The following is a 22,887-nucleotide window of genomic DNA, read 5'->3' as shown; positions in this document are numbered from 1 at the left end:
TAAACATGGGCGCCGGACATGGGTGCGCGGCCCGAAGCGCCGCCGGGCGAAGGGGTTTACGCGCCGCGGCGCGGGCTAGTGGCCAGGTGCACTCCCATTGGCTCCGACCCGAGGAGGGGGACCGGAAATGGCGACGAAGAGCATCTCCGACGTGATGACCACCCAGGTCCGCACCGTCTCACCCGACACGTCACTGCAGGAGGTCGCGCGGATCATGCGCGACGCCGACCTGGGCGACGTCCTGGTGACCGAGAACGACCACCTGGTGGGCATCGTCACCGACCGGGACATGGTCGTGCGGTGCGTGGCCGAGAACGGGAACCCCGCCGACCACACCGCCGGCGAGATCTGCAGCTCCGACGTGGCCACGGTGCCGCCGCAGAGCGACATCCGCGACGCCGTGAACACCATGCGCGAGGGCGCCGTACGCCGGCTCCCCGTCGTGGACGGCGACCGGGTCGTGGGCGTCGTGAGCATGGGCGACCTGGCCCAGGCCGTCGACGAGAAGTCGGCCCTGGCCGACGTCAGCTCCGCGGATCCCAACCGGTGACGCGGCGCCCCTGCGACGGGCGCCTCCCGCCCGGCCACGGGGGGCCGGACGGGAGGCCCGCGGTCGGCGAACGCCCCCTGGTCCTGGTGAGCCGCTCACTGGGACTGGGGGACTTCGTCACCGCCGTCCCCGCGCTGCGGGCGCTCGAACGGGCCCTGCCGCAATGGCACCGGGTCCTGGCCGGGCCCTCCTGGTACCGCCACCTCCTGCGCCTGGCCGGACTCCGCTGGGAGGTCCTGCCCACCCCCGCGCTGCACGTCCCCGAACCGCGCCCGCGCACGGCCCCCGAACTCGCCGTCAACCTTCACGGCCGCGGCCCGCAGAGCACGGCCGCCCTGGCCGCGCTGGCGCCCCGCCGCCTGTGGACCCACCGGCACCCCGAGGCCCCGCACCGGCCGGGCCCGCCCTGGCCCGACGGGATCCACGACGCCGACGTCTGGGCCGCCCTGACCACCTGGCACGGCGTCCCCGCCGACCCCCGCGACCTGCGCTGGCCCCGGCCTGAGCAGCCCGAGGGGGCCGACCGGCCCATCGCCCTCGTCCACCCCGGGGCGGCCTCCCCGGCCCGCCGGTGGCCGCCCGAGCGCTTCGCCCGCGTCGCACGGGACCTCTCCGGCCTCGGCCTGCACGTCCTGGTCACCGGCTCCCGGCAGGAGGCCGCACTGGCCGAACGCGTCGCGGAGACCGCCGGCCTGCCCCAGGGGTCGGTCCTGGCGGGCCGCACCTCCCTGGGCCTGCTGGCCGGGCTCGTCGCCCACGCCCGGCTCCTGGTGTGCGGCGACACCGGCGTGGCGCACCTGGCGACCGCCTACGGCACACCCTCGGTCCGCCTCTTCGGGCCGGTCCCCCCGGCCCTGTGGGGCCCCCGCCGGGACGGCCACCTGCACACCTGCCTGTGGTCGGGCCGCCGCGGCGACCCCCACGGCACGGAGCTCGACCCGGGCCTGGCGCTGCTCGGGACCGGCGAGGTGACCGCCGCGTGCCGCCGCCTCCTGGAGGCCACCGCACCCCGGGCCGCCCGGCACATGGACGGCCACTCCGGAGTCAACACTCCAGAAAAGAAGTGACCGAAACGTTAGCAACCGTCTCAGTGGGCACATAGGCCACGAGGTCACCCACCGGAGCCGCTCACACGGCACCGGGTGAACACGGTCGGATCCGACCGCCGTGACCTGGGCGGAAGACCGGTACCACCCGCCCGGCGCACAACGAGGACGCGGCACCGCACCGGCGAAGGCGCCGACCGCGGACCGCATCACGAGCACCACTCCCGCTCACGTGGAGGAAGCCATGCCCATCGAGACCGGCCCCGCAGTCGACGAGAAGGAAGTCGAGGGGCGCTCGGCGGAAGAACTCCTGGAAGGGCTCCAGGCCCTGCCCCAGGACGACCCGGAGGCGATCCGCATCCAGGAGGAGGTCCTGGAGCTGTACCGGCCCCTGCTGTACCGGATCGCCCGCCACTACAGCGGACGCGGCGAACCCTACGAGGACCTGCGCCAGACCGCCCACCTGGGCCTGGTCAAGGCCGTCCACGGCTACAACCCCCACCGCGGCAAGAAGTTCATCTCCTACCTGCTGCCCACCGTCACCGGCGAGATCAAGCGCCATTTCCGAGACCACACCTGGGCGGTGCGCGTGCCCCGCCGCCACCAGGAGCGGCGCGGCCGCCTCCACCGGGTGAGCATCGAGTTCCAGCAGCGCCACGCCCGCGAGCCCGGCATCGACGAGCTCGCCCGCGAGATGGACCTGCCCCGGGCCGAGGTCGAGGAGCTGCTCCAGGCCTCCGAGGCCTACAGCACCCTGTCCCTGGACCTGCCCGACCACAAGGACGAGGAGGGGAGCCCCACCTTGGAGGAGAGGATCGGCGGCGAGGACGAGTCCTACGAACTGGTCCTGGAACGCGAGTCCCTGCGCCCGGCCATGTGCTGCCTGGACGACCGCGAGCGCGTCCTGCTCCGGCTGCGCTTCTTCGAGGACCTCACCCAGGCGCAGATCGCCGAGGAGATCGGCTGCTCCCAGATGCACGTCTCCCGACTCCTGGCCGCCACCCTGGACAAGCTCAGGGAACGGGTGGACCGGGACGACACGCCGAGCTGAGGGGCACGGTGACCCGCGACGTCCGAAGGACCGAGCGACTCCCCGCCCGCGCCGCCCGCCGGGCCCGGCGGGCCCTGACCCGGGGCACACCGGAGCGGGAGACCGCCGTCGTGGTCCTGAAGGCCGCCCTGGCCGCCACCCTGTCCTGGCTGGTCTCCTTCGGCCTCATCAAGGCGACGACACCCGCGTTCGCGCCGTTCGCCGCCCTGCTGATGGTGGAGACCACCCTCTACCGCTCCCTGCTGCGCTCGCTGCGCATGCTCGGGGCGGTCCTGCTGGGCCTCGCCCTCACCACCGTCCTGGCGATCCTGGCGGGACCGGGGTACGCGGTCTTCGCCCTGGCGGCGCTGGCGGCCCTGCTGATCGGCCGCTGGCGCCGCCTCGGCGACCAGGGGAACCAGGTCGCCACGGCGGCGTTCTTCGCCTTCTCCGTCTTCGTCTCCCTGAACGGGGCGCAGGCGGTGGTGTCCCAGGCCGCCGAGATCTTCGCCGTCGTCCTGATCGGGGCCGGCATCGGGGTGGCCGTCAACCTCCTGCTGCTGCCGCCGCTGCGCCTGCGCGGCGCCGCCGCGGCCGTGGCCTCCCTGGCGGGCGGGCTGCGCGGCCTGTGCGAGGACATGGGCGGTGCCCTGCGCGAGGGCCGCCCCGACCGCGACACCGCGCAGCGGTGGGGCGAACGCACCGACGAGCTGCTGAGCAGCGTCCGGCAGGCGCGCGAGGCCACCGGGACCGCCCGGGAGAGCACCCTCTACAACCCCCGCCGGGTGTTCCACTCCGGCACACCCCACGTCCGCGACCACGACCGGCTCGTCGACGCCCTGGAGCGCGCCGTCCACCGGGCCGCCTCCATCGCCCGCAGCCTCACCTACAGCCCCCAGGACGACCGGGACACCGGGCCCGCCATGATGGCGCGGTGCGGGGACCTGCTGCTGACCGCCGCCGAGGCGTGGCGCGTCCTGGAGGAGTGGGAGGACACCGAGGTCCCCGGCTGGGACCCGCCGGTCGAGGGGTTCCACACGGCCGTCGAACGCGCCGACCGCTCCGAGCGGGAGCTGGAGCGGCACTGCCGGAGCGGCGGCGGCCCGCCGCTGGACGACCCCTCGCTCCCCTACGGGGTGCTCCTGGTGGAGTCGGTGCGCCTGCTCGACGAGCTCCAGGCGGTGGACGAGGTCCTGGCCGCCTCCGCGCCGTCCTCCCGCTGAGCCGTGCCGCCCTCCGGCCCGGAACCGCCCGGGGCCGTTCGCAGACCGTGCGGACACCCGCCGACGGCGGGACCGGACGTGAGAGCGTTGCCCCGGGGCTCCCGCCCCGGGAACCGCACCGTCTCCTCCGGAAGGGCGACCATGCCGACTCTGTTCACCCGCATCATCGACCGCGAACTGCCGGGCCACTTCGTCTGGGAGGACCCGGTCGCCGTCGCGTTCCTCACCATCGCGCCGCTGCGCCCCGGGCACACGCTCGTCGTACCGCGCGCGGAGGTGGACGACTGGACCACCGCCGACCCGGAGCTGCTGGCCCACTGCACGGGCGTGGCCCGGGCCGTCGGCCGGGGTGTGAAGAAGGCGTGGGACGCCCCGCGGGCGGGACTGATCATCGCCGGCCTGGAGGTCCCCCACCTGCACATCCACGTGTCACCGATCTGGGAGCCGAGCGACCTCGACGTCTCGGACCTGCCCGTGGAGAAGGACGACGCCGTGCTGGGCGAGGCCGCCGACCGGCTGCGCCGGGCGCTGACCGAGCTGGGCTACCCCGAGGCCGTCCCGCCCCGCTGAGGAACGGCGCGGCGCCCCCGGGGGCCGCGGTCCCCGGCTCCGGCCCGCGCCCGTTGGACAACGGGCGCGGGCCGGAGCAGAGTTGGACCGTCGTACCGGCCGGCCCGCCCGCGCGGGACACCCCGGCCGCACCGCCCACCTGAGGAAACCCGCACGATGACCTACGTCGCCGCCCCCGAACGCTACGACGGAACCATGCTCTACCGGCGCACCGGCCGGTCCGGCCTCGACCTGCCCGTGCTCTCGCTGGGGTACTGGCACAACTTCGGCGACGACCGCCCCTTCGAGACCCAGCGGGCCATCGCACGCCGCGCCTTCGACCTGGGCATCACCCACCACGACCTGGCCAACAACTACGGGCCGCCCTACGGGGCCGCCGAGATCAACTTCGGCCGCCTCATGCGCGAGGACTTCGCCCCCTACCGCGACGAGATGGTCGTCTCCACCAAGGCCGGGTGGGACATGTGGCCGGGGCCGTACGGGCAGGGGGGCGGCTCCCGCAAGTACGTGCTGGCCTCGCTGGACCGGTCGCTGCAGCGCATGGGCCTGGACTACGTCGACATCTTCTACTCCCACCGGCTGGACGCCTCCACTCCCCTGGAGGAGACCATGGGGGCGCTGGACACCGCCGTGCGCCAGGGCAAGGCGCTGTACGTGGGCGTCTCCTCCTACGACGCCGAGCGCACCCGGAGGGCGTACGAGATCCTGCACGGGCTGGGGACGCCGCTGCTCATCCACCAGCCCTCCTACTCGATGCTCAACCGGTGGATCGAGACCGAGGGGCTGCTCGACACCGTCGGCGAACTGGGCGTGGGCGTCATCGGGTTCACGGCGCTGGCCCAGGGGCTGCTCACCGACCGGTACCTGAACGGCGTGCCGGAGGGGTCCCGGGCCACCCAGGACAAGTCCTTCGACGCCGGGTGGCTGTCGGAGGAGACGCTGGGGCACCTGCGGGCGCTCGCCGGCATCGCCGCGGAGCGCGGGCAGACGCTGGCGCAGCTGGCCCTGGCCTGGGCGCTGCGCGACCCGCGTGTGACGTCGCTGGTCATCGGGGCGTCGTCGGTGGCGCAGCTGGAGCAGAACGTGGCGGCGCTGGGGAACCTGGAGTTCACCGACCGGGAGCTGGCGGCGATCGACGAGCACGCGATCGACGGCGGCGTGGACCTGTGGCACGACGCCCGGACCGGCGCGCTGTAGCGGCGGGGGCGGGGGCGGTGTAGCGGCCGGGGCGGTCGCGCCGACGGAGGCCGTCGTCGGCGCGACCGCGGCTCCCCGCGGGTCAGCGGGTCAGCGAGCGCAGGAGCGCGGACCACTCGCCGGGGGTGAAGGAGAGGTGGCCGGCCTCGCGGTGCTGCGTGTCCCGGACGTCCGTGGCCCGAGGGGTCTCCCGAACCTCCACGCAGTTGCCCTCGCAGTTGCTGTAGGTGCTCTTGCGCCATTCGTCCATGGATATGCCCTTCGCGTTCTTTGACAGTTTCGACCTACTTGTACACCGTGCTTCCCATTGAGAAACAGAACACGCATGTGAGGGGCGAGGCCCCGTCCCGGGCGGAGGGGACCGAGCCCCTGGCAACGCACAAGGAGACCCCCCGCGCGGACGCGGGGGGTCGGGTGAGGGATCGGAAAGGTCAGCGGCTCACGGAGCGCACCAACGCCGCCCACTCCATCCGGTCGAAGGTCAGGTGTCCGGCCTCACGGTTCTGCGTGTCCCGGACATCGGCGCCCGCGACGAACTCGCGCGCCTCAACGCAGTTCGAGCCGCCGTCCGAGTAGGTGCTCTTGTGCCACTCAGCCATGGACTGCCCTCCTGGATTTCGACAACCGTTCGGGTTCTACCCACACCCCGCGTCCTCATCCGGGACTTGATACCTCCCACGCGAACGCGGGAGCCGAGGGGAGGATCGGAAAGGTCAGCGGCTCACGGACTGAAGGAGAGCCGCCCACTCCACCCGGTCGAAGGTCAGGTGCCCGGCCTCACGGTTCTGCGTATCCCGGACATCCGCGCCGGCCGCGAACTCGCGCGCCTCAACGCAGTCATTCGATCCCCCGCTGTAGCTTGACTTGTGCCACTCAGTCACTGCCCAACCTCTTCACTTCTTCGCGGACGGCCCGGAGAGAGGTCTCCGGATCCCATGCCAACCCTTGCAGACTCCCCAGCAACATCCTGCGCTGGGCAACCACTGTCGCACTGGTCAGGATGCGTCCTTCTTCAGCGCTCTCAACGTAAGCGAGTTCCGTGGAGTCTCGCATGGTGATCACCCGGAAGGAACCTGAGTTACCAGGGTGCCTAGGGTGATCCGCCGGCATGACCTGTAGCGTAATGCGCCCGCTCTCCGCCAGATCAGCGAGGTGCGTGAGCTGCTCCCTGGTGACTTCCACTCCTCCGTACCTGCGGTGCAGCAGAGTCTCATCCAGCACCAGCCAGAGCAACGGGCGCAGCGATTCCGCGAAATGCCTCGCGCGCGTGACTCGCTCGGTCACACTTCTTTCCAGCTCATCCGGCGAAAGCCACGGCAAAGCCGTGCGAACCAGCGTCTGGGCATACCGCTCGATCTGCAGATAGCTGGGCAAGGCCAGAGCTTGGTACTCCCATATGGCCTCCGCGTCCTGGATGGCCGTGGCGATCTCCGACAGCCAGGGCGCACGGTTGCTGCCGGTCAGGTCCTCCCACAGGCGCGAGAGTCTCCCGAAGCCGATCGACTCGTCCAGCGCTTTCCGCAGCCTCGGCGACGGCGGAGCCTTTCCGCGCTCCACGTCCGATATCTGGCTTTTGCTGCTCTGGACACGATTGGCCAGCGCGGTTTGCGTCAGCTCCGCCTCGGTGCGCAGGCGTGCCACCTCACGGCCGTAACGCGACAGAACCTGTTTCGGTACAGGGGGCATACGTCCAGGAGAGCACATCCGCCGCTCCCTCCGGAGCGATTCCGTGAAATTCCGAAGGCACCGGAACCTCGCCGCTGAGCAGACAAGTCCCTTTACCTGGCACTTTCCATCGGCGGACACTTCAAGTCGTACCCGAGCCCACTATGTGCCAGGAGCCGCCGCATGCCGCCCGCACCGTCTTCGGAACTCCACGAGGAGGCCGTCCTCGCCCTCCACTCCGCGCTGCGACGGCGCGGGATCGCCGCGGGGGACGGCGACCTCCCCGGCTCCGTCCGCGCCGAGTACGCGGGGCGCCGCGTGACCGTCCGCCACGTCGACCGGCAATGGTGGCGCCCGATGCCCGGCGAACCCCACGTCACCGTCCCGGTCGCCCGCTCCGGCGACGAGGACGCCCTGGCCCGCGACCTGGTCGCCGAACTCTTGGGACGGCTGTGAACCCCTTGGGCTTCGACGACTTCGCCCGCCTCACCGCGCCCCGCGCCCGCCCGGTCCCGGCGCCCCGGCCGGCCGAACGGCTTCCGCTCCCACGACGGACACGCACACACCGACCGACCACAGAAGGGAACGACGCCATGTCCCGGACCGAACCCGGCGGCCCCCGCCGCAAGCGGCCCCCGACCCCGGCCCAGCAGGAACGCGCCGACGAACTGTTCGACGACCTCTCCTCCGCCCTGCGCGACATCGAAGAGCCCGATGCCGACCCGGTCACCGCCCTGCGCGACGCGGACCGCGCCTTCGGCATCCTCCACGCCCACCTGTGCAGGGGCGGCGCCCTGCCCACCCCCTGGCACAAGGCCCGGCGCCCCTGAAACGCCCCCGCGCCCCAAGGGCCCCTACGCCCCGGCCGCGGCGGCGACCCGCACGCGGCCGGGGGCCCGCCGTGCCGGCCCCCGGCCCGCCTCCGGCGGCAAGGACCGGAGCCGACACCGCCCTACCCCTCACACTCTTCAGGCAGGAAAAAACACCACGGCCACCGGCGACACGGCCGTCCCCCGCCTCACCCCTCGCTCTCCAGGATCCACCGCAGCGTACGACGGCCGATCCGGCTCATCGGCGGATTGCTCTCGCGGTAGTACCAGACCAGCCCCAACGCCTGCTCGAACGCCCAGGCCCGCCCGCGCTCCCACTCCGCGTCGCCGACCCCCAACGCCTCCCGGAACACGGCCCGGGGACCCTCCTCCAGCACATCCCAGGCGCACAGCAGATCCAGCGCCGGATCGGCCGCCCCCAGCCCGCCCACGTCCACCACACCCACCAGGCGCCCCTCGCGCACCAGCAGGTTGCCCGGCATGAGGTCCCCGTGCGACATCACGTCCGGGTCGCTCCCCCGCGGCAGGTCGCGCAGCCGCCCCTCCCACAGCCGGCGCAGCCGGGGCACGTCCAGCAACCCCTCCGAACGCTCCAGGCAGGTACGCACCCACGCGTCGTGGTCGGCGATCCGGCCGCCGCGCCCCTGACCGCGGAACACCCGCCCCCGGGTGTCGATCGCGCGCACCCCGCGCACGAACTCGGCCAGGTCCAGGGCGAAGTCGGTGCCGCTCCCGGCGTCGACCCGGTCCGCGGGCGTCCCCGGCAACCGCGTCTGCACGCTCCACGGCATCGGGTACCCCTCCCCCGGCGCGCCGATCGCCACCGGCTCGGGGGTGGCGAAACGGGTGCGGCCCGCGAGCTCGCGCGCCGCCGCGGCCTCACCCTCCAAAACGAGCAGCGCGGCCTGCGGGTCGGCCGGCTGGAGGGGGAACCGGGCGACGAGGTCGTCGCCCAGCAGGAACACCGCGTTCACCGTGCCCCCGGGCAGGACCGGGACCAGCGGCAGCCCCGCCCAGTGCGGGAACTGGTCTTCGATGAGCCGTGCGGCGGTCTGCGGGGTGAGGACGATCTGGTCGCTGTGCATGAACATCGGCCCAGTCTGGCGGCCCGGCGCCCGCGGAGCACACGATTTTTCCGGCCGCCCGGCCGCCCGGCCGCTCACCCGGTCAGCGCGGCACCCGGTACGTCACGTGCGTCACCCCGGTCGCCGCCCGCGACCCCACCTGCTCCAGCCTCAGCGGCGGAACCCCCTCGAACAGCCGCGTCCCGCCGCCGAACACCACCGGCACGATGTGCAGCCGCAGCTCGTCGATCAGCCCCGCGGCCAGGAACTGGTTGACCGTGGCGGCACCGCCCGCCACCGCGACGTCCGCGTCCCCGGCCGCCTCGCGCGCCCGCGCCAGCGCGGCCCCGATCCCGTCGGTGACGAAATGGAACGTGGTGCCGCCCGCCATCGGCTGCGGATCGCGCGGATGGTGGGTCAGCACGAACACCGGCGCGTGGAACGGCGGGTCCTCGCCCCACCACCCGTTCCACTCCCGGTCCCACCCGCCGCGCACGGGACCGAACATGTTCCGCCCCATGATGTAGGCCCCCGCCCCCGCCATGAGGTCGAGTTCGGCCCGGTTCTCCTCGGGGGTGTCGAACATCCAGGCGTGCAGCGCGGCGCCCGAGCCGTCACCGCCGTCGTCGCCGAACGGGCGCTCCTCGGTCTGACCGTGCCCGGCCGCACAGCCGTCGGCCGAGATCGAGAGGTCGCAGGTCACCTTGGTCATTTCCGCTCTCCCCTTCCGGGTTCCGGGACGCCGGGCCCAGGCCGCGCGGAACCCGGTCCGGCCGGGCCGCGAACGGCGGCGGGAGGGCCGGGCCGCCCGGGGCCCGCCACCGGACACGATCCTGCCCCAGGCCGCCGACACGCCACAGCGGCCACACCGGCGGGAGGGGCGCACGCCCCCGGGCGCGCCCCGACCTGCGGGCGCCGCCACGGGGCGTCCGGGGACCGCGCAGGACGCGCGGCGGACGGCGGTCGTTCCCTAGCCGGGGAGTCCGGCGACGACCTCGTCCAGTTCCGCCAGCCGGTCCGGGCACACGTGCTCGACGTTCACCCTGCGCAACGCGAGTTCCGCGTCGTCCTCGGCGGTCATCGTGGTCGCCAGGGCGAACACGCCCTCCTCCTCTTCGCAGGTGCTCTCGGCCTCGCTCTGGATCTCCGCCCACGTGGTGTCGGTGAGCTGGTCCCTGCCCAGGGCCGCGGCCGCCGCGGCCCGGTGGGCGTCCTCGCCGGAGGGGGATCCGCAGCCGGTGAACAGGAGGACGGCCGCGACCGAGGCCAGGACCGGAACAGGGGTCGGCAGAAGTGTTCGCGTCATCATGGGGGATGCCTCTCAGAGGGCGCCGGAGCGGGCAGCGCGAAAATGTGATGCCCAACAGTGTGCAGCACGCCACCTGGAACAGGGTGTTCGGGGTTACGTGGCGTGGGCCTCACTTCCCGTACACCCGGACTTCACCCACCCGGGCAACAGCCCCCGGTCACCACCGGAGGGAGCAACCCCGCCCCGGCCGTGCCGTGTCCATCCGGCCCGCCGCCGGTCACAGCCGACCGACCACCCCGCCCGGAGCAGTCCCGCCCCGGCGGCGCCACGCCCATCCAGCCCCACCCGCGGCACTCCGCCCCCGGCCGCCCGGCCCGGAGTGAAGGGGCCCTGAGGCGCCATGCCCGCCCTGCCCCCACTCGCGTCGCTCTGCTCGGGGGAGCCGGTCCCGGTCACCGCCCCGGAAAGGACGAACTCGTACCGGCGGCGCCATGACCACCCGGCCCGCCGCCGGTCACAGCCGACCGGCCGCCCCGCCGGGAGCGCCCCCGCCCCACGGCACCACGACCACCACGGGCCGCCCCGACCGCACGGGCCCCGAACGGTCCCGGCGCTCCCCGGGCACCGCTCCCGCCCCGGGCACCGATCCCGCTTCCACTCCCGCCACGGCCTGCACCCGCGTCACTCCGCCTCGCCCCGGCGAGCGGACGCCAGCACCCGGTCCACGAGGTCCTCGACGAACCCCCGCGTCGCCGGCCGCGCCTGGAACGCACCCCGGGCGAGCACCCCGCCCACGAGCAGCGCCAGCGACGGCTCGACGTCCTCCGGCGGCAGGTGCGACCGCAGGACCGCCTCCAGCGACCGGGTCCCCGCCTCGTAGAGCCGCCGGCGCAGCTCGTCCACCTCCGGGTCGCTCCCCGCCCGCTCCAGCAGCCCCCCGAACACCCGGTCCAGGTGGCCCCCCGCCAGGTCCTCGGCGAAATCGACCAGCCCCCGCACCAGATCCTCACGCAGGTCGCCGGTGGGCTCCGGGTGGTCGGCCTCGTCGCAGATCTTCCCGATCGACGCCCGCATCAGGTCCAGGCGCGTCGGCCAGTGCGCGTAGACGGTCGCCTTGGAGTAGCCGGCCCGCTTGGCGACCTCCGCGTGGGTGACCACGCTCCACCCCTCGGTCACGAACAGTTCCGTGGCGGCCTCGACGACGTCGCGCCGGGTCCGCAGGACCCTGGGGTCCACGCCGTCCGGCTCCTTGGTTCCCATGGTGAGCGATACTAGCCGGTTTTCCACACACCCCGGCGACTTCTGAACGAGTTGTCTACTATCTGGTTGATGGGCTATTTTCTGAACCGGATGGACGACACCGCGTCGCCCGTCACGCCTGACCCGTTCCCACCCCCGAACCCCGGAGAGACCTCATGAAGACCGAACCCCGACGGCACCCGACCCCCTCTTCCCGCCCCCGTGTGCTCCACATCGGCCTCTGGGCCGCCCAGCTCCTCCTCGCCCTGGTCTTCGTCGGCGGCGGAGTCTGGAAGCTCACCACCCCCGTCACCGAACTCGCCCAGGTCTTCCCCTGGGTCGGGCAGACCCCGCCCGCGCTGCTCTACACCACCTCCGTACTCGACGTCCTGGGCGGCCTCGGCGTCCTGCTCCCCGCCCTCACCCGCATCCGGCCGGGGCTGGCCGTCCTGGCCGCCCTCGGCTGCGCCGCGCTCCAGGCGTCCGCCATCGTCTTCCACCTCTCCCGGGGGGAGTCGGACGTGGCGTTCAACGCCGTACTCCTCGCTCTCGCGGCCTTCGTCGCCTGGGGGCGCCACACGAGAGAGCCCATCGCCCCACGTTCCTGACACCGGCGTACGGCAGAATCCGAGCGACCGGCCCGACCGCACCACCCGCCCCGGGAGCCCGCGATGACGCACATGACCGACCTGCTGACCCCACACCTGCCCGCCGGGATCACCCTGCCCGAGCCCCTGGAGCGGGCCTGGGCGTGGATGGAGGCCCAGGGCTTCGGGTTCACCAACGAGCACGGGTACTTCCTCACCCCGTACCCGGGCAACCGGCAGCTGGGCGTGGTGTTCTCGCCCGGCGAGAGCCTGACCGGGCGGTTCGAACCCGGCGAGCCCGGTCACGGCGACCTCGTGCCGCTGGGCGAGATCTCCGGCGACGGCGGCATGTGCCTGCTGTGGAACGACTCCGGGACGACGCGGTTCGTCGCCCTGAGCTCGGACGGGGAGGCGTTCCTGCTGGCCGACTCCGCGGTCGACTTCCTGCGGCTCATCGCGATCGGCTACGCCGACCTCCCCTTCTCCGAACTCCTGACCGGGCCACCGGAGGAGGACGAGGCCGTGGCAGCCCTCGCGCCCTTCCGGGCCTGGGTCGAGGCGGAGTTCGGCACCGAGGTGCCCGCCCACTGGCACACGGCCGACCCCGACCCCTTCAACACCTGGGTCTCGTCCCTCAAGGGGTGGTGACCGGTATCGACCCTCGGTGGTGGGGATGGTCTCCGTCCGGCGAAGGGCAGAGTGCACAGACCGCCACCTTTACGCCATAGATCTCATCTGGCCCGCGCGGCAGCGCGGACCTGTCCCCCGTCCCGGCTAATGTCCCTCCCATGTCGGAGCGCGACCTGATCCTCGACACCCTCCGCCGGGCCCCGGGGGTCCTCTTCATCGAGCCCGGCCGCCACCTCGTCACCCAGGACGAGGTGCACGGCCGGGCCGGGGATGAGCGTGCCCGCCGCGGCCTCCCCGCCTCCCACCCCTACCTCGGCTGGCACACCCAGGCCGAGGGGTTCGACCCCTCCGGCGCCCTGGTCGGCCCCCAGCGCGTCTACTTCGGCGGCGACCGCGCCGCCGTGGCCCGCGCCCTCTCCCTCCTGGAACCGCACGGCTTCGCGGTCCTGGGCGGGCGCTCCGACACCGAGGTGTTCGTCCTGCGCCGCGACGCCGCGCCCCGCCGCGTCGACCCCGCGCTCACCGACGAGTGGCGCACCCGCCTGGAGGTCCTGGGCGACGACCGCTCCGGCCCGGTCCCCTTCCGGGACGGCGAGGAGGAACTCCTCCACGCACTCGTCGCCCACCCCGCCATGTGCGACCTCCTCGCCCCCGCCGCCCGGGCCCTGCGCCTGCGCGGCGCCCTCTCCCGCGCCGACCTCGACACCGCCCTCTCCCCCGACGGCCTCGACGCCCTGCGCCCCCACGGCGACGAGGCCGCCGCCCTGACCGCCCACGCCCTGGAGACCGGCCACCCCCGGGCCCGTCCGGCGGCCACCGTCCTGGCCGAACTCGGCCGCGCCGACGCCCGCGTGCTGAACCGGTGGAAGGACCCCGGAGCGATCCGGGCCGCCCGCGCCGCGGCCCTGGAGGGGCGCCAGGTCTCCACCTTCCTCGACCTGGCCGCCGCCGACGGCGCGGACCCCGTGTCCGCGGCCGTCGACCTCGCCGAGGAGATCAGGGCCGCGGGCGGCGAGGACGCCGCGCCCCGCGTCCTGGAGGCCGCCGTCCGCCTCGTCTCCCGCTTCGGCGGCTCCACCCGCGCCCACGCCCTGGCCGCGCTCCGCGACGAGCGGGTACCGCCCTGGCTCCGGGTCGTCGTCGCCGACCGCTGGACCCGCACCCCCGTCCCGGCCGGCGCCCCGGCCGGCGCCCCGGCCGCGCGCACGGCGCCCGAGATCCGGGCGGCTGACGCCGCCTGGCCCGACGCCGTCGACGAGGTGCGCGCCTCGGCCGGCCTGCCCCCGAGTCCCGGGTTCGACCCCGAGCACCGGCCCGGGCGGGACGCCGCGGTCGAACTGCGCGAGGCCGTCGTCGCCCGGCACCTGGACGGCCTGCGGGCCGCGCTCGCCCGCCCGGACCTCTCCGAGCCCGCCCTCGCAGTCCTGCTCGAACTCCTCCACGGTGCGAACGCCCTGCGTCCGCAGGACCTCGCCCCGTTCGCCCGCACGTGGCGCAAGCGCCTGTTCGTGAAGCCGGACCCGTACACGAGCGCCCCGCCCGCCGTCGTGACGTACGCGGCGGCCCTGGCCCGCCTGGGCGAGGCCACCGCGGACAAGGTCGCCGACACCGTGCTGCGCGACAAGCGCCAGTGGTCCCTGCCCGTCCGCCTGCTCCTACTCGGCGCGCTCGACCGCGGCCGGGACGCCGACCTCGCCGCGGAGGCCGAGATCCTCCCCCACACCCACAGCGGTGACAAGGGCACCCAGGCCGCGGCGCACGCCCTGGCCCTGGTGCGCGCCCGTCTGCGCGGGATCCCGCCGGTCGCGGCCGCCTGCGCGTCACTCCTGGAGGCCCCCGAACGGCCGCCGTTCGTGCGCCGCGGGTTCGCGCACGTCGCCGTGGCCGTGGAAGAGGGCGGCTCGGGCCTGTGGGCCCACCACTTCCGCGGGGGTTCCGTCCGGGCGCTGGAGGCCGCGCTGCGCGTCGCCGGGAACGAGGACCTCCCCGCCCCGGCGCGCCTCGCCGCCCTGGACCTGGCCGACGAGTCGTCGGCCCTGGACCGCGCCGGCCGGGCCCGGCCCGAGAACGCGGCGCGGCTGCGCGCGGAGCGCGAGGAGCTGCGTTCCCGGCTCCGGGCGTGACCGCGGCCCGGCGGGGGCGGACGGTGCCCGTCCGCCCCCGCCGCGTTCACCTCCCCGGAGGGCGCCGCGCCCGCACCGCCGTCACCGTCCGAGCGCCGGCGCGTAGAACTTCGCGGGGTCCTCCGCCAGCGCCGCCTTCACCGAGCGGCTCGCGTCGTCGACCAGCACCTCGATCGCCCCCGAGCCCACACCGTCCAGGCTGGCCCGGGCCACGTCCGCGGGATCGATCTTGGGCACGTCGTAACCGGCCATCATGTCGGTGTCGGCCGATCCGAGGTGCACCCCCTGCACCAGGGTCCCCTGGCCGGCCAGTTCGAGGCGGACCGCGTTGGTCATGTTCCAGGCGGCGGCCTTGGCCGCGGAGTAGGCCCCCGCGCCGTCGTAGGCGAACCACGACAGCGCCGACAGCACGTTCACCACCGCTCCCCCGCCGTTCGCCGCGAGCACGGGCGCGAAGGCCCGGATCACGCCGAGCGTGCCGAAGAAATGGGTGTCGAACTCCAGCCGGATCGCGTCCGGGTCGCCCGTCACCAGGTTCGCCCCGGTGGCGATCCCGGCGTTGTTGACGAGCAGGGTGACGTCGGCGGCCCGCGCGGCCGCCTCCGCCACCGAATCCGCGTCCAGCAGGTCCAGTCGCAGTGCCTCGACCCTGGGGTCACGGACCTCGACGGTCTCGGGACGGCGGGCCGCCGCGTAGACCTTCGCGGCCCCGCGGGCCAGGAGTTCGTCGACGAAGCGCCGGCCGATACCCCGGTTCGCTCCGGTGACCAGTGCGACGGAGCCGGTGACATCCATGGGTTCCCCCGAAATCTCGTGTGCGGGCGGACCAGAGCGCCGCCCCGTCCGGATACCGTAGGACCTGACGTTGACGTCAAGGGCAAGCCCGCGGACTGTGATCCACGACAAAAGGGGCGGGGAGCGGATGAGCGGTTCCATGCGCATCGGTGTGCTGGCGGAGCACGCCGGGGTGAGCACCCGGGCGCTGCGCTACTACGAGGAGCAGGGGCTCCTCACCCCGGAGCGCACGCCGAGCGGGCAGCGCGTCTACCCGCCGTCGGCGGTCGAGCGGGTTCAAATCATCCGGCAGTTCTTCGCGGCGGGGCTCAACAGCCGCACCGTCGCCGCCATCCTGCCCAGCGTCGACGCGGGGCGTGCGGCGCCCGGGGTGCTGGAGTCCCTGCGCGCCGAACGGGCCCGCATCACCGCGGGCATCGCCGAACTCCAGGAGGCCGGGCGCCGGCTCGACCGGGTCATCGAGCTCACCGAGCACCCCGACCCCGAGCACTGCCCCGCACTGCGCGAGCAGGCGGCCGCCTCCTGACGGGCGGCGCCCGCCTCACCCGGCCAGGGCGTCGAACTCCTCCCGGTTCGCGAGCACCTCGGCCATGTGCTCCTCCGCCCACGCCTTGACGCCGCGCATCAGCTCGTGCAGCGAGAGTCCCAGGGCGGTCAGCTCGTAGGTGACCGTCACCGGCACCGTCGGGGTCACCGTGCGGGTGACCAGGCCGTCGCGCTCCAACGAGCGCAGGGTCTGGGTGAGCATCTTCTGGCTGACCCCGGCCAGGCGCCGGGACAGCTCCGAGTAGCGCATCGCCCGCGGCTCCTCCCAGGATTCACCGGCGGGGCACGGCCCGCCCCTGCCCAGCGCGGCCAGGACCAGCGTGACCCACTTGTCGGAGATGCGGTCGAGCAGCTGGCGGCTGGGGCAGGCCGCCAGGAACGCGTCGTAGTCGGCCTTCGCCTGTGCCCGCCGCTGGGCCGCGGTCATCGTCGCCATCGGCCGGTCCTTCCTACCCGGGGGTGGGTTACGCACTTCGAGGTGCGTACTTCCCATTGGAGAGTTACTCCACCAGAGTGATGCCTGTCAGCTTCCGAGCGCAAGGCCCCCAGGGGCCTGAAAGGACGCCACCATGGGAACCCCCACCTTCCGCACCGCCGTCGTCCGCGTCCCGAACGGGCCGGACTCCATCGAGTTCATCGACCGTCCGCTGCGCGAGCCCGGCCCCGGCGAGATCCGCGTCCGGGTCGCCGCCGCCCCGGTCAACCCGGTCGACCTCGCGGTCGCCGCCGGGTTCTTCCACGGGATCGGGGTCATCGACCAGCCCGAGCACACGGGGCTGGGCTGGGACTTCTCCGGCACGGTCGAGGCCGTCGGCGAGGGAGTGGACCTGGCGGTCGGCACCCGCGTCGCGGGGCTGGTCGGCGGCCTCGACCGGGACTTCGGGACCTACGCCGAGCAGCTGGTGGTCCCGGCCGCCGACGTGGCCGAGGTGCCCGAGGGGCAGGACCTGGCCGCGGTGTCCACGGTGCCCCTCAACGGGCTGACCGCCGCCCAGCTGGTCGACCTGCTCGGCGACGCGCCGCAGCAGGGGAACCGGCTGCTGGTGACCGGCGCGGCGGGCGCCGTCGGCGGGTACGTGGTGACGCTCGCGCAGGAGCGCGGCTGGCGGGTGACGGGGCTCGCCCGGTCGGCGGACGAGGAGTTCGTCCGCGGCCTGGGGGCGGACTTCACCGACCGCGAGATCGGGGGCTGGGACGCCGTCGCCGACGCCGCGGCTCTCCAGGAGCGCGGGCGCGACCTGGTGCGCGACGGAGGGGTCTTCGTGGGCGTGCAGCCGGTCTCGCCGATCGCCCCGGAGCGCGGGATCGACCTGCGCGCCGTGAATGTGGTGCCGGACGGCGCCCGCCTGGCGGACCTGCTCGCGCGCACCGCCGCGGGCGAGCTGCCCACCCGCGTGCACGCGGTCGTCCCGCTGGCCGACGCCGCCGACGCTCACCGGTCCTTCGCCAAGGGCGGCATCCGCGGCCGCTACGTCCTCCAGCCCTGACCCTGACCCGCTCCCCGCGCGCGGGGAGCAGACCATCGCCCCGGAGTCCTTGCCGCCGCCGACGGGACCATCCCCGCGTGCGCGGGGAGCAGATCGGAGGCCGGCGCCGCTCAGCGCGGGCCTCGGGACCATCCCCGCGTGCGCGGGGAGCAGACACGCCAGTACATCGCGGAGAAGGAAGCCGAGGGACCATCCCCGCGTGCGCGGGGAGCAGGACGCCCCGCCGTTCTGACCACCCCGGGGCGGGGGACCATCCCCGCGTGCGCGGGGAGCAGTCCTGCACCGTGATCACACCCCGGCCGCCGCCGGGACCATCCCCGCGTGCGCGGGGAGCAGTTCAGCACGCGCGGGTCGATGGGGTAGTTGTCGGGACCATCCCCGCGTGCGCGGGGAGCAGGTTCGGACATCGGGGCTCCTCTGGTGGGCCGCGGGACCATCCCCGCGTGCGCGGGGAGCAGAGGGGAAGCCACCAGTGCCTGCCCCACTTCTTGGGACCATCCCCGCGTGCGCGGGGAGCAGAGTAAATGACCTGCGACGATTCCACCGAAGATAAGGCGATTTTACAAGTTCTCAAGAATCAGTCACAGAACCCACAGGAGCACTTTCTACGCATCAAATGCGAAATCACCCCTCGACTCGGCGGCTGCTGAACATCTCCTCCACCATGAGCTCCACCGTGCGCTCCCGCTCCGGCCCGGCCACCTGTCTGGCCATGGCGGCGAGGCGCTGCGCCTCCTCGGTGGTCGGCAGCAGTCCGACAAGGAGCCCGGGCAACATCAGGCGCCGCAGCAGCAACTCGTTCGCCGAGGTCACGTGGGGCCGCCGCACCACCGACACGTTCACCCGGACCGCGTGCTCGTTCCCCGGCGGAACCCCCGGGCGGTCGCACTCGATCGCCACGTAGCGAAAACCGTGCGCGAGATCGCAGGGGGCGCAGCCGAGCGGCCCCCGGCCGGTCCGCTCACCACAGTCGGCACAGGTCAGCCGGTCGAGGGCGGCGTCCACCACACGCCAGTCGTGGCGGTCGGGTTCGTCGGCCACCATGGCGGCGAGCTCCACCTCGTCGCCCCCGCCGAATTCCTCGACGAAACCGGCCCAGCCCTCCTCGACGACACCGTTCACCAGGCCCCGGCACATGCCGCACGCGGGCGCGCCCGCGTACTCGTACCCGCCGCATTCGGCGCACCGCCGCAGGGCGGCTCCCACCTCAGGCCGTCCCATCGCCCCTCCCCGGTCCGCCACCGACGATAGCGGGGCACGCCCCCGGCAGAGTTATCCCCAGGTCCGGCGAACCGGTACCGGGGCCGGGCCCTCTGGCACAGAATGGAAAGCGCCCGGGAAGCCCACCAGAGGGGCCTTCCATGTGCCGTCGAGAGCAGAGGCGGGTGCGAGTCCATGTGCGTCACCGAGATCGCCGTCGGAGGAGCCGTGACCACCGAATCCCCGCGCGGGCACGCCCTCCGGCCCCCGGCGGAGCCCGTCCGGCGCTCCCGCACCGCCCGACCATGACGCACACCCTCGCCCACGAAGGCCGCGTCTTCCTCAACTTCCGCCACTACAGGTTCTCGGACCCCCACTCCCACGCCTTCCGGTGGGTGGACGTCAAACACCTGCGGTTCTCCGGCTCCCCCGGCGACCGGGAGCTGCTCGCCGCGCTCATCGGGCACGAGCAGTTCCGGGACACGTACGCGGGCTACGGCGCCCACCCGGAGGAGACCCGGCACGGTTCGTACTGGCTGGCGGCGATCTCCCCGGAGGCGTACGAACCCGTCGAAACCGCAGAGAGCGCGGCGGTCCTGCGCGCCTGGGCCGGGCAGTACGGGGCGGTGCCCGCCGACCTGGAGGCCGACCTGCGGCGCGAGGTGTTCGACGTCCTGGACGCGGCCGCGCGGGTCTTCCACCTGAACGGGGTCGGAGAGGAGGATTTCCACGACTGGGGAGGTGTCCACGGCGAATTCCACGAGTTCGTGTCCATCGACCGCGCGCGGGGCCGGATCACCCTGCTCGTCGCCGCCGACGACTGACCGTCGGGGCCGGGCGCCGACCGCGCGACCCGGCGGCCGTCCGCCTGACGCGCAGTGCCCGCCCGGACCGTTCCCGCGCGACGGGGCACTACCCGGCGGGGGCGTGCAGGCGCAGGTAGCGGTCGAGGTCCGCCGCGGCGGTGAGCATCGCGACCCCGCGCGCCGTCAGCTTGCGCTGCCAGTCCTCCAGGGCGGCCGCCAGCGCCTCGGTGTCGCCCGCCGCGCGGACGCGGCGCACCACCGCGGCGATGTGCTCCAGCGGGTACCCGCCGCGGCGGAGCAGGTGGGCGAGTTCGGCGTCGCGGATGTCGTCCGCGCGGAACACCCGGTACCCGGTGACCGGTTCCCGGGCGGGCGCCAGGATCCCCGCCGCCTCCCAGTTGCGCAGGGTCGCCGGGGTCACCTCCAGCCGCCGGGCGAGCCCGCCGATGGTGCGGGGAGCACGGTCGCCGGTCCGCGCCGGAACGGCGTCGCCCTGCGCCACGAGGTGGTCGACCGCCGCGCGCACGGCGTCGAGGGTGGCGCGGTCGCGCAGCGACTGCCGGTGCCCCTCGTCGATGGCCGTCAGGGCCTCGTCGAGCCGCCCGGTGTTCACCGCGCGCATGATCCGCCCGGCGGCGGCGTGCCCGTGGGCGGCGATGAGGGACATGTAGGCGCGCAGGGCCGCCGCGTGCACCTCGGTGTACACCCGGTATCCGCTGGGCGTGCGCTCCGCCGCGGGCAGGCACCCGTCCCGTTCGTAGTTGCGCACCGCCTGGGTCGAGATGCCGTGCTCGCGCGCGAGGTCCGTCGGTCTCAAGATTCGATCACCGCTTTGAGACTTTACAGCACCGCTTCGGAAGATCGACGGAGAAAGTCTCAACAGCTCTTTCAGAGATACGCTTGAGACACATGAACCTGGACATCCACGACCTCGCCGCCCCGTCCTGTGAGCTTCTCGCCCTGGGCGAGCCCACGCACTCCGAGCCCGCCTTCCCGCTGGTCCGCAACGAGCTGTTCGCCCGGCTGGCCGAACACGGTTTCCGCTCGATCGCCCTGGAGACCGACCGCGCCGCCGCCCTCGCCGTCGACGACTTCGTCCACGGCCGGACCTCCCCGAGCCTGGACGCCGTGATGCGGGAGGGCTTCTCCCACGGCTTCGGCGAGCAGGCCGCCACCCGGCAGCTGGTGGTCTGGATGCGGGAGTACAACCGCGACCGCCCGCCCCGGGAGCGGCTGTCCCTGCACGGTTTCGACGCCCCGACGGAGATGGTCTCCGCCCCGAGCCCGCGCCGCCACCTGGAGCACGCCCGCGACTTCCTGGGCCTGGACCTCGACGTCGCGGCGCTCGCCGGCGACGACGACCTCTGGAGCCGCACCGAGGCGATCATGGACCCGGCCGCGTCGGTGGGCGCCACCGACGCGGCGCTGCGGCTGCGGGCGCTCGCGGACGACCTGCTGACCGAGCTCTACGCCCGTGCGCCGGAGCTGGTCGCGGCCACCTCGCGCACCGCGTGGTCGGCGGCCCGCACCCACCTCACCACCGCCCTGGACCTGCTGCGCTACCACCGGGCGGCGGCCGAGCCCCTGGACCCGGCCGTGCGGACCTCCCGCATGCTGGGTGTGCGGGACGCGGTCATGGCGCGCAACCTCCTCGACATCCGGGAGGCCGAACGCCACCGCGGGCCGACGCTCGTGTACGCGCACAACCGCCACCTCCAGGGGAACCCGAGCCACTGGACGCTGGCGGGCATGGACCTGGTCTGGTCGGGGGCGAGCTCCATCGTCAGGGCGGTGGTGGGTGAGCGGTACTCCTTCGTCGCCGGAAGCCTGGGCCGCAGCGACGCCCTGAGGCTCGCCGCCCCCGAACCGGGCACCCACGAAAGCCTGCTGGACGAACGGGTCGACGCCTGGGGGCTGACGGAGGCGACCACGGACCCCGCGGCCCGGTTCCGCCGCGACCCGACCCCGGAGCAGGGGTACTTCCCGCTCGACGCGGAGACGCTCGCCACGGCCGACGCCGTGCTGCACATCCGCGACGGGGCCGCCGCGGCCGCCTCCCTCTGAGCCGCCCGTCGGGGCCGGGCCGCGGCCCGGCCCCGACGACGGGCCGTCCCTCAGAACCGGTCGAGGTTCTCCCGCACCCACTGCGCGAACGTGCGGGCGGGGCGCCCCGTCACCCGTTCCACCGTGCCGTCGACGGTCCTGGAGGCGGGGTCGGAGGCGGCGTACCAGCCGATCACGTACTCGGCGTCCTCCCGTGGCACCCCGGTGGCGGTCAGCCGTTCGACGGCCTGCTCGTGGGTGATGCGGTCGAACGCGATGTCGCGGCCGGTCGCCCGGGACAGGGCCGCGACGCGCTCGCTCGGGGTGAGCGCCTCGGGCCCGGTGAGGTTGTAGGCCCTGCCCGCGTGGCCGTCCTCCAGCAGCGCGATCGCGGCCACCTCCCCGATGTCGCCCTCGTGGACCAGGGCGCTGGGGAAGTCGTAGGGCTCGCGCACGACCCCTTCCTTGCGGATCGCGTCGGCCCAGGTCAGCGTGTTGGACATGAACTCCTGGGGTTCCAGGCGGGTCCAGTCCACCCCCGAGTCCGCCACGGCCTGCTCCACCGGTCCCATGCCGCCGCCCCACACCACGGTGATGCGGTGCACCCCGGCGTCGACGGCCCGCCGCACGAGTTCGGGGCCGACCTCGGCGAGCCCGGCGGTCACCGTGATGTGCAGGCGGTCGACACCGGCCAGCGCGGCCCCCAGTTCGGCGGGAGCGGTGTGCGTTCCGGCGGCGATCTCGACCCCGGCGGGGAGTCTGTCGCGGGCGGCGGCCGGGTCGCGGGTCAGCGCCCGCACCCGCTCGCCGCGGCGCAGCAGCTCCGCCACGACGTGCCGTCCGGTGTTCCCGGTCGCCCCCGTCACGAGCGTCGTCATCGTGGATCCCCTTCACTTCCCGGCCCGGTCCCTCCCGGGCGGCTGGGGATGACGTTAAGAACTCAACCCGACTTGAGGTCAAGGAACGGCGTCGGCCTCCGGGGAGCGGGGAATAATCCGCCCGCCGGC

General features: G+C 74.0%; 28 protein-coding genes and 1 CRISPR repeat array. Of the genes, 15 read left to right on the top strand and 13 right to left on the bottom strand.

Translation table 11 applies throughout. From position 1 onward, the window contains the following. Positions 1 to 127: 127 nt before the first annotated feature. The 6 genes from ACFVNO_RS20060 to mgrA all read left to right on the top strand — a co-directional run bounded on the left by ACFVNO_RS20060 (position 128) and on the right by mgrA (position 5,616). Complete coding sequence (locus tag ACFVNO_RS20060; RefSeq protein WP_355259444.1) at positions 128 to 550, top strand: CBS domain-containing protein; 423 nt, start codon at positions 128 to 130, stop codon at positions 548 to 550. Positions 551 to 633: 83 nt separating this feature from the next. Then, the gene (locus ACFVNO_RS20055) at positions 634 to 1,617 is read left to right on the top strand and encodes a glycosyltransferase family 9 protein (RefSeq protein ID WP_378894689.1); all 984 of its coding nucleotides are present in this window, start codon (positions 634 to 636) and stop codon (positions 1,615 to 1,617) included. 223 nt (positions 1,618 to 1,840) lie between these two features. Further along, positions 1,841 to 2,647: a SigB/SigF/SigG family RNA polymerase sigma factor gene (locus ACFVNO_RS20050; RefSeq protein WP_378894566.1), complete on the top strand. Its 807-nt coding sequence runs from the start codon at positions 1,841 to 1,843 to the stop codon at positions 2,645 to 2,647. Between the two features lie 8 nt (positions 2,648 to 2,655). Beyond that, complete coding sequence (locus tag ACFVNO_RS20045; protein ID WP_378894563.1) at positions 2,656 to 3,849, top strand: aromatic acid exporter family protein; 1,194 nt, start codon at positions 2,656 to 2,658, stop codon at positions 3,847 to 3,849. Between the two features lie 141 nt (positions 3,850 to 3,990). Beyond that, entirely contained in the window at positions 3,991 to 4,419 is a 429-nt protein-coding gene (locus ACFVNO_RS20040; RefSeq protein WP_378894560.1) for an HIT family protein, read from the top strand. A gap of 156 nt (positions 4,420 to 4,575) precedes the next feature. After that, complete coding sequence (gene mgrA, locus ACFVNO_RS20035) at positions 4,576 to 5,616, top strand: L-glyceraldehyde 3-phosphate reductase (RefSeq protein WP_220561574.1); 1,041 nt, start codon at positions 4,576 to 4,578, stop codon at positions 5,614 to 5,616. An 82-nt stretch (positions 5,617 to 5,698) separates the two neighbouring features. On the opposite strand, the gene ACFVNO_RS20030 is transcribed toward mgrA, so the two are convergent. The 4 genes from ACFVNO_RS20030 to ACFVNO_RS20015 form a co-directional block, all read right to left on the bottom strand. Then, positions 5,699 to 5,866: a DUF397 domain-containing protein gene (locus ACFVNO_RS20030; RefSeq protein WP_355259430.1), complete on the bottom strand. Its 168-nt coding sequence runs from the start codon at positions 5,864 to 5,866 to the stop codon at positions 5,699 to 5,701. Between the two features lie 181 nt (positions 5,867 to 6,047). Beyond that, complete coding sequence (locus ACFVNO_RS20025) at positions 6,048 to 6,215, bottom strand: DUF397 domain-containing protein (protein ID WP_378894555.1); 168 nt, start codon at positions 6,213 to 6,215, stop codon at positions 6,048 to 6,050. Between the two features lie 114 nt (positions 6,216 to 6,329). Beyond that, on the bottom strand, positions 6,330 to 6,497 hold the full coding sequence (locus tag ACFVNO_RS20020) for a DUF397 domain-containing protein (protein WP_378894552.1): 168 nt from the start codon (positions 6,495 to 6,497) through the stop codon (positions 6,330 to 6,332). Beyond that, positions 6,490 to 7,302 (bottom strand): Scr1 family TA system antitoxin-like transcriptional regulator, encoded by an 813-nt coding sequence (locus ACFVNO_RS20015; RefSeq protein ID WP_378894549.1) that lies wholly within the window; start codon positions 7,300 to 7,302, stop codon positions 6,490 to 6,492. Before ACFVNO_RS20015 ends, ACFVNO_RS20020 begins: the two co-directional genes overlap by 8 nt. 162 nt (positions 7,303 to 7,464) lie before the next feature. Between ACFVNO_RS20015 and ACFVNO_RS20010 the strand changes: the two genes are divergently transcribed. Further along, the gene (locus ACFVNO_RS20010) at positions 7,465 to 7,737 is read left to right on the top strand and encodes a hypothetical protein (protein ID WP_378894546.1); all 273 of its coding nucleotides are present in this window, start codon (positions 7,465 to 7,467) and stop codon (positions 7,735 to 7,737) included. A gap of 137 nt (positions 7,738 to 7,874) precedes the next feature. Beyond that, positions 7,875 to 8,111, top strand: coding sequence for a hypothetical protein (locus ACFVNO_RS20005; RefSeq protein WP_378894543.1), 237 nt, complete (start codon positions 7,875 to 7,877; stop codon positions 8,109 to 8,111). A gap of 188 nt (positions 8,112 to 8,299) precedes the next feature. Here the strand turns inward: ACFVNO_RS20005 and ACFVNO_RS20000 are convergent, their stop codons facing one another. The 4 genes from ACFVNO_RS20000 to ACFVNO_RS19985 all read right to left on the bottom strand — a co-directional run bounded on the left by ACFVNO_RS20000 (position 8,300) and on the right by ACFVNO_RS19985 (position 11,684). Further along, the gene (locus ACFVNO_RS20000; RefSeq protein WP_378894540.1) at positions 8,300 to 9,202 is read right to left on the bottom strand and encodes an aminoglycoside phosphotransferase family protein; all 903 of its coding nucleotides are present in this window, start codon (positions 9,200 to 9,202) and stop codon (positions 8,300 to 8,302) included. 76 nt (positions 9,203 to 9,278) lie between these two features. Then, positions 9,279 to 9,887 (bottom strand): dihydrofolate reductase family protein, encoded by a 609-nt coding sequence (locus ACFVNO_RS19995; protein ID WP_378894537.1) that lies wholly within the window; start codon positions 9,885 to 9,887, stop codon positions 9,279 to 9,281. Positions 9,888 to 10,145: 258 nt separating this feature from the next. Next, positions 10,146 to 10,481 carry a hypothetical protein gene (locus ACFVNO_RS19990; protein WP_378894534.1) on the bottom strand — a complete coding sequence of 112 codons (336 nt, stop codon included), beginning with the start codon at positions 10,479 to 10,481 and terminating at the stop codon, positions 10,146 to 10,148. 624 nt (positions 10,482 to 11,105) lie between these two features. Then, the gene (locus ACFVNO_RS19985) at positions 11,106 to 11,684 is read right to left on the bottom strand and encodes a TetR/AcrR family transcriptional regulator (protein ID WP_220561584.1); all 579 of its coding nucleotides are present in this window, start codon (positions 11,682 to 11,684) and stop codon (positions 11,106 to 11,108) included. A 203-nt stretch (positions 11,685 to 11,887) separates the two neighbouring features. Between ACFVNO_RS19985 and ACFVNO_RS19980 the strand changes: the two genes are divergently transcribed. From ACFVNO_RS19980 to ACFVNO_RS19970, 3 genes are all read left to right on the top strand, one after another. Continuing rightward, entirely contained in the window at positions 11,888 to 12,271 is a 384-nt protein-coding gene (locus ACFVNO_RS19980; RefSeq protein WP_355259406.1) for a DoxX family protein, read from the top strand. Between the two features lie 63 nt (positions 12,272 to 12,334). Beyond that, positions 12,335 to 12,898 (top strand): hypothetical protein, encoded by a 564-nt coding sequence (locus ACFVNO_RS19975; protein ID WP_378894529.1) that lies wholly within the window; start codon positions 12,335 to 12,337, stop codon positions 12,896 to 12,898. Positions 12,899 to 13,038: 140 nt separating this feature from the next. Continuing rightward, complete coding sequence (locus tag ACFVNO_RS19970; protein WP_378894526.1) at positions 13,039 to 15,003, top strand: hypothetical protein; 1,965 nt, start codon at positions 13,039 to 13,041, stop codon at positions 15,001 to 15,003. An 81-nt stretch (positions 15,004 to 15,084) separates the two neighbouring features. Here the strand turns inward: ACFVNO_RS19970 and ACFVNO_RS19965 are convergent, their stop codons facing one another. Continuing rightward, positions 15,085 to 15,798: an SDR family oxidoreductase gene (locus ACFVNO_RS19965; RefSeq protein ID WP_355259397.1), complete on the bottom strand. Its 714-nt coding sequence runs from the start codon at positions 15,796 to 15,798 to the stop codon at positions 15,085 to 15,087. A 127-nt stretch (positions 15,799 to 15,925) separates the two neighbouring features. Between ACFVNO_RS19965 and ACFVNO_RS19960 the strand changes: the two genes are divergently transcribed. Next, a complete protein-coding gene (locus ACFVNO_RS19960) occupies positions 15,926 to 16,324 on the top strand; it encodes a MerR family transcriptional regulator (protein WP_355259394.1) in 399 nt (132 codons plus the stop codon). A gap of 15 nt (positions 16,325 to 16,339) precedes the next feature. On the opposite strand, the gene ACFVNO_RS19955 is transcribed toward ACFVNO_RS19960, so the two are convergent. Continuing rightward, complete coding sequence (locus ACFVNO_RS19955; protein ID WP_220561588.1) at positions 16,340 to 16,780, bottom strand: helix-turn-helix domain-containing protein; 441 nt, start codon at positions 16,778 to 16,780, stop codon at positions 16,340 to 16,342. A gap of 133 nt (positions 16,781 to 16,913) precedes the next feature. Between ACFVNO_RS19955 and ACFVNO_RS19950 the strand changes: the two genes are divergently transcribed. Then, complete coding sequence (locus ACFVNO_RS19950) at positions 16,914 to 17,831, top strand: NADP-dependent oxidoreductase (RefSeq protein ID WP_355259391.1); 918 nt, start codon at positions 16,914 to 16,916, stop codon at positions 17,829 to 17,831. 2 nt (positions 17,832 to 17,833) lie between these two features. Next, a CRISPR array of direct repeats spans positions 17,834 to 18,350; the repeat unit is 29 nt; unit sequence GGGACCATCCCCGCGTGCGCGGGGAGCAG. A gap of 105 nt (positions 18,351 to 18,455) precedes the next feature. On the opposite strand, the gene ACFVNO_RS19945 is transcribed toward ACFVNO_RS19950, so the two are convergent. Continuing rightward, a complete protein-coding gene (locus ACFVNO_RS19945; RefSeq protein ID WP_378894520.1) occupies positions 18,456 to 19,052 on the bottom strand; it encodes a hypothetical protein in 597 nt (198 codons plus the stop codon). Between the two features lie 284 nt (positions 19,053 to 19,336). Between ACFVNO_RS19945 and ACFVNO_RS19940 the strand changes: the two genes are divergently transcribed. After that, positions 19,337 to 19,855: a hypothetical protein gene (locus ACFVNO_RS19940; RefSeq protein ID WP_378894515.1), complete on the top strand. Its 519-nt coding sequence runs from the start codon at positions 19,337 to 19,339 to the stop codon at positions 19,853 to 19,855. A gap of 88 nt (positions 19,856 to 19,943) precedes the next feature. Here the strand turns inward: ACFVNO_RS19940 and ACFVNO_RS19935 are convergent, their stop codons facing one another. Continuing rightward, positions 19,944 to 20,654 carry a MerR family transcriptional regulator gene (locus ACFVNO_RS19935; RefSeq protein WP_378894512.1) on the bottom strand — a complete coding sequence of 237 codons (711 nt, stop codon included), beginning with the start codon at positions 20,652 to 20,654 and terminating at the stop codon, positions 19,944 to 19,946. A 92-nt stretch (positions 20,655 to 20,746) separates the two neighbouring features. On the opposite strand from ACFVNO_RS19935, the gene ACFVNO_RS19930 reads away from it, so the two are divergent. Further along, positions 20,747 to 21,901, top strand: coding sequence for an erythromycin esterase family protein (locus ACFVNO_RS19930; protein WP_378894509.1), 1,155 nt, complete (start codon positions 20,747 to 20,749; stop codon positions 21,899 to 21,901). Positions 21,902 to 21,951: 50 nt separating this feature from the next. On the opposite strand, the gene ACFVNO_RS19925 is transcribed toward ACFVNO_RS19930, so the two are convergent. After that, on the bottom strand, positions 21,952 to 22,758 hold the full coding sequence (locus tag ACFVNO_RS19925; RefSeq protein ID WP_378894506.1) for an NmrA family NAD(P)-binding protein: 807 nt from the start codon (positions 22,756 to 22,758) through the stop codon (positions 21,952 to 21,954). Between the last annotated feature and the right edge of the window lie 129 nt (positions 22,759 to 22,887).

Origin of the sequence: Nocardiopsis sp. NPDC057823, from assembly GCF_042797335.1 — a bacterium.
GTDB lineage: Bacteria > Actinomycetota > Actinomycetes > Streptosporangiales > Streptosporangiaceae > Nocardiopsis > Nocardiopsis changdeensis.
This window is presented reverse-complemented; position numbering and strand designations above follow the sequence as displayed.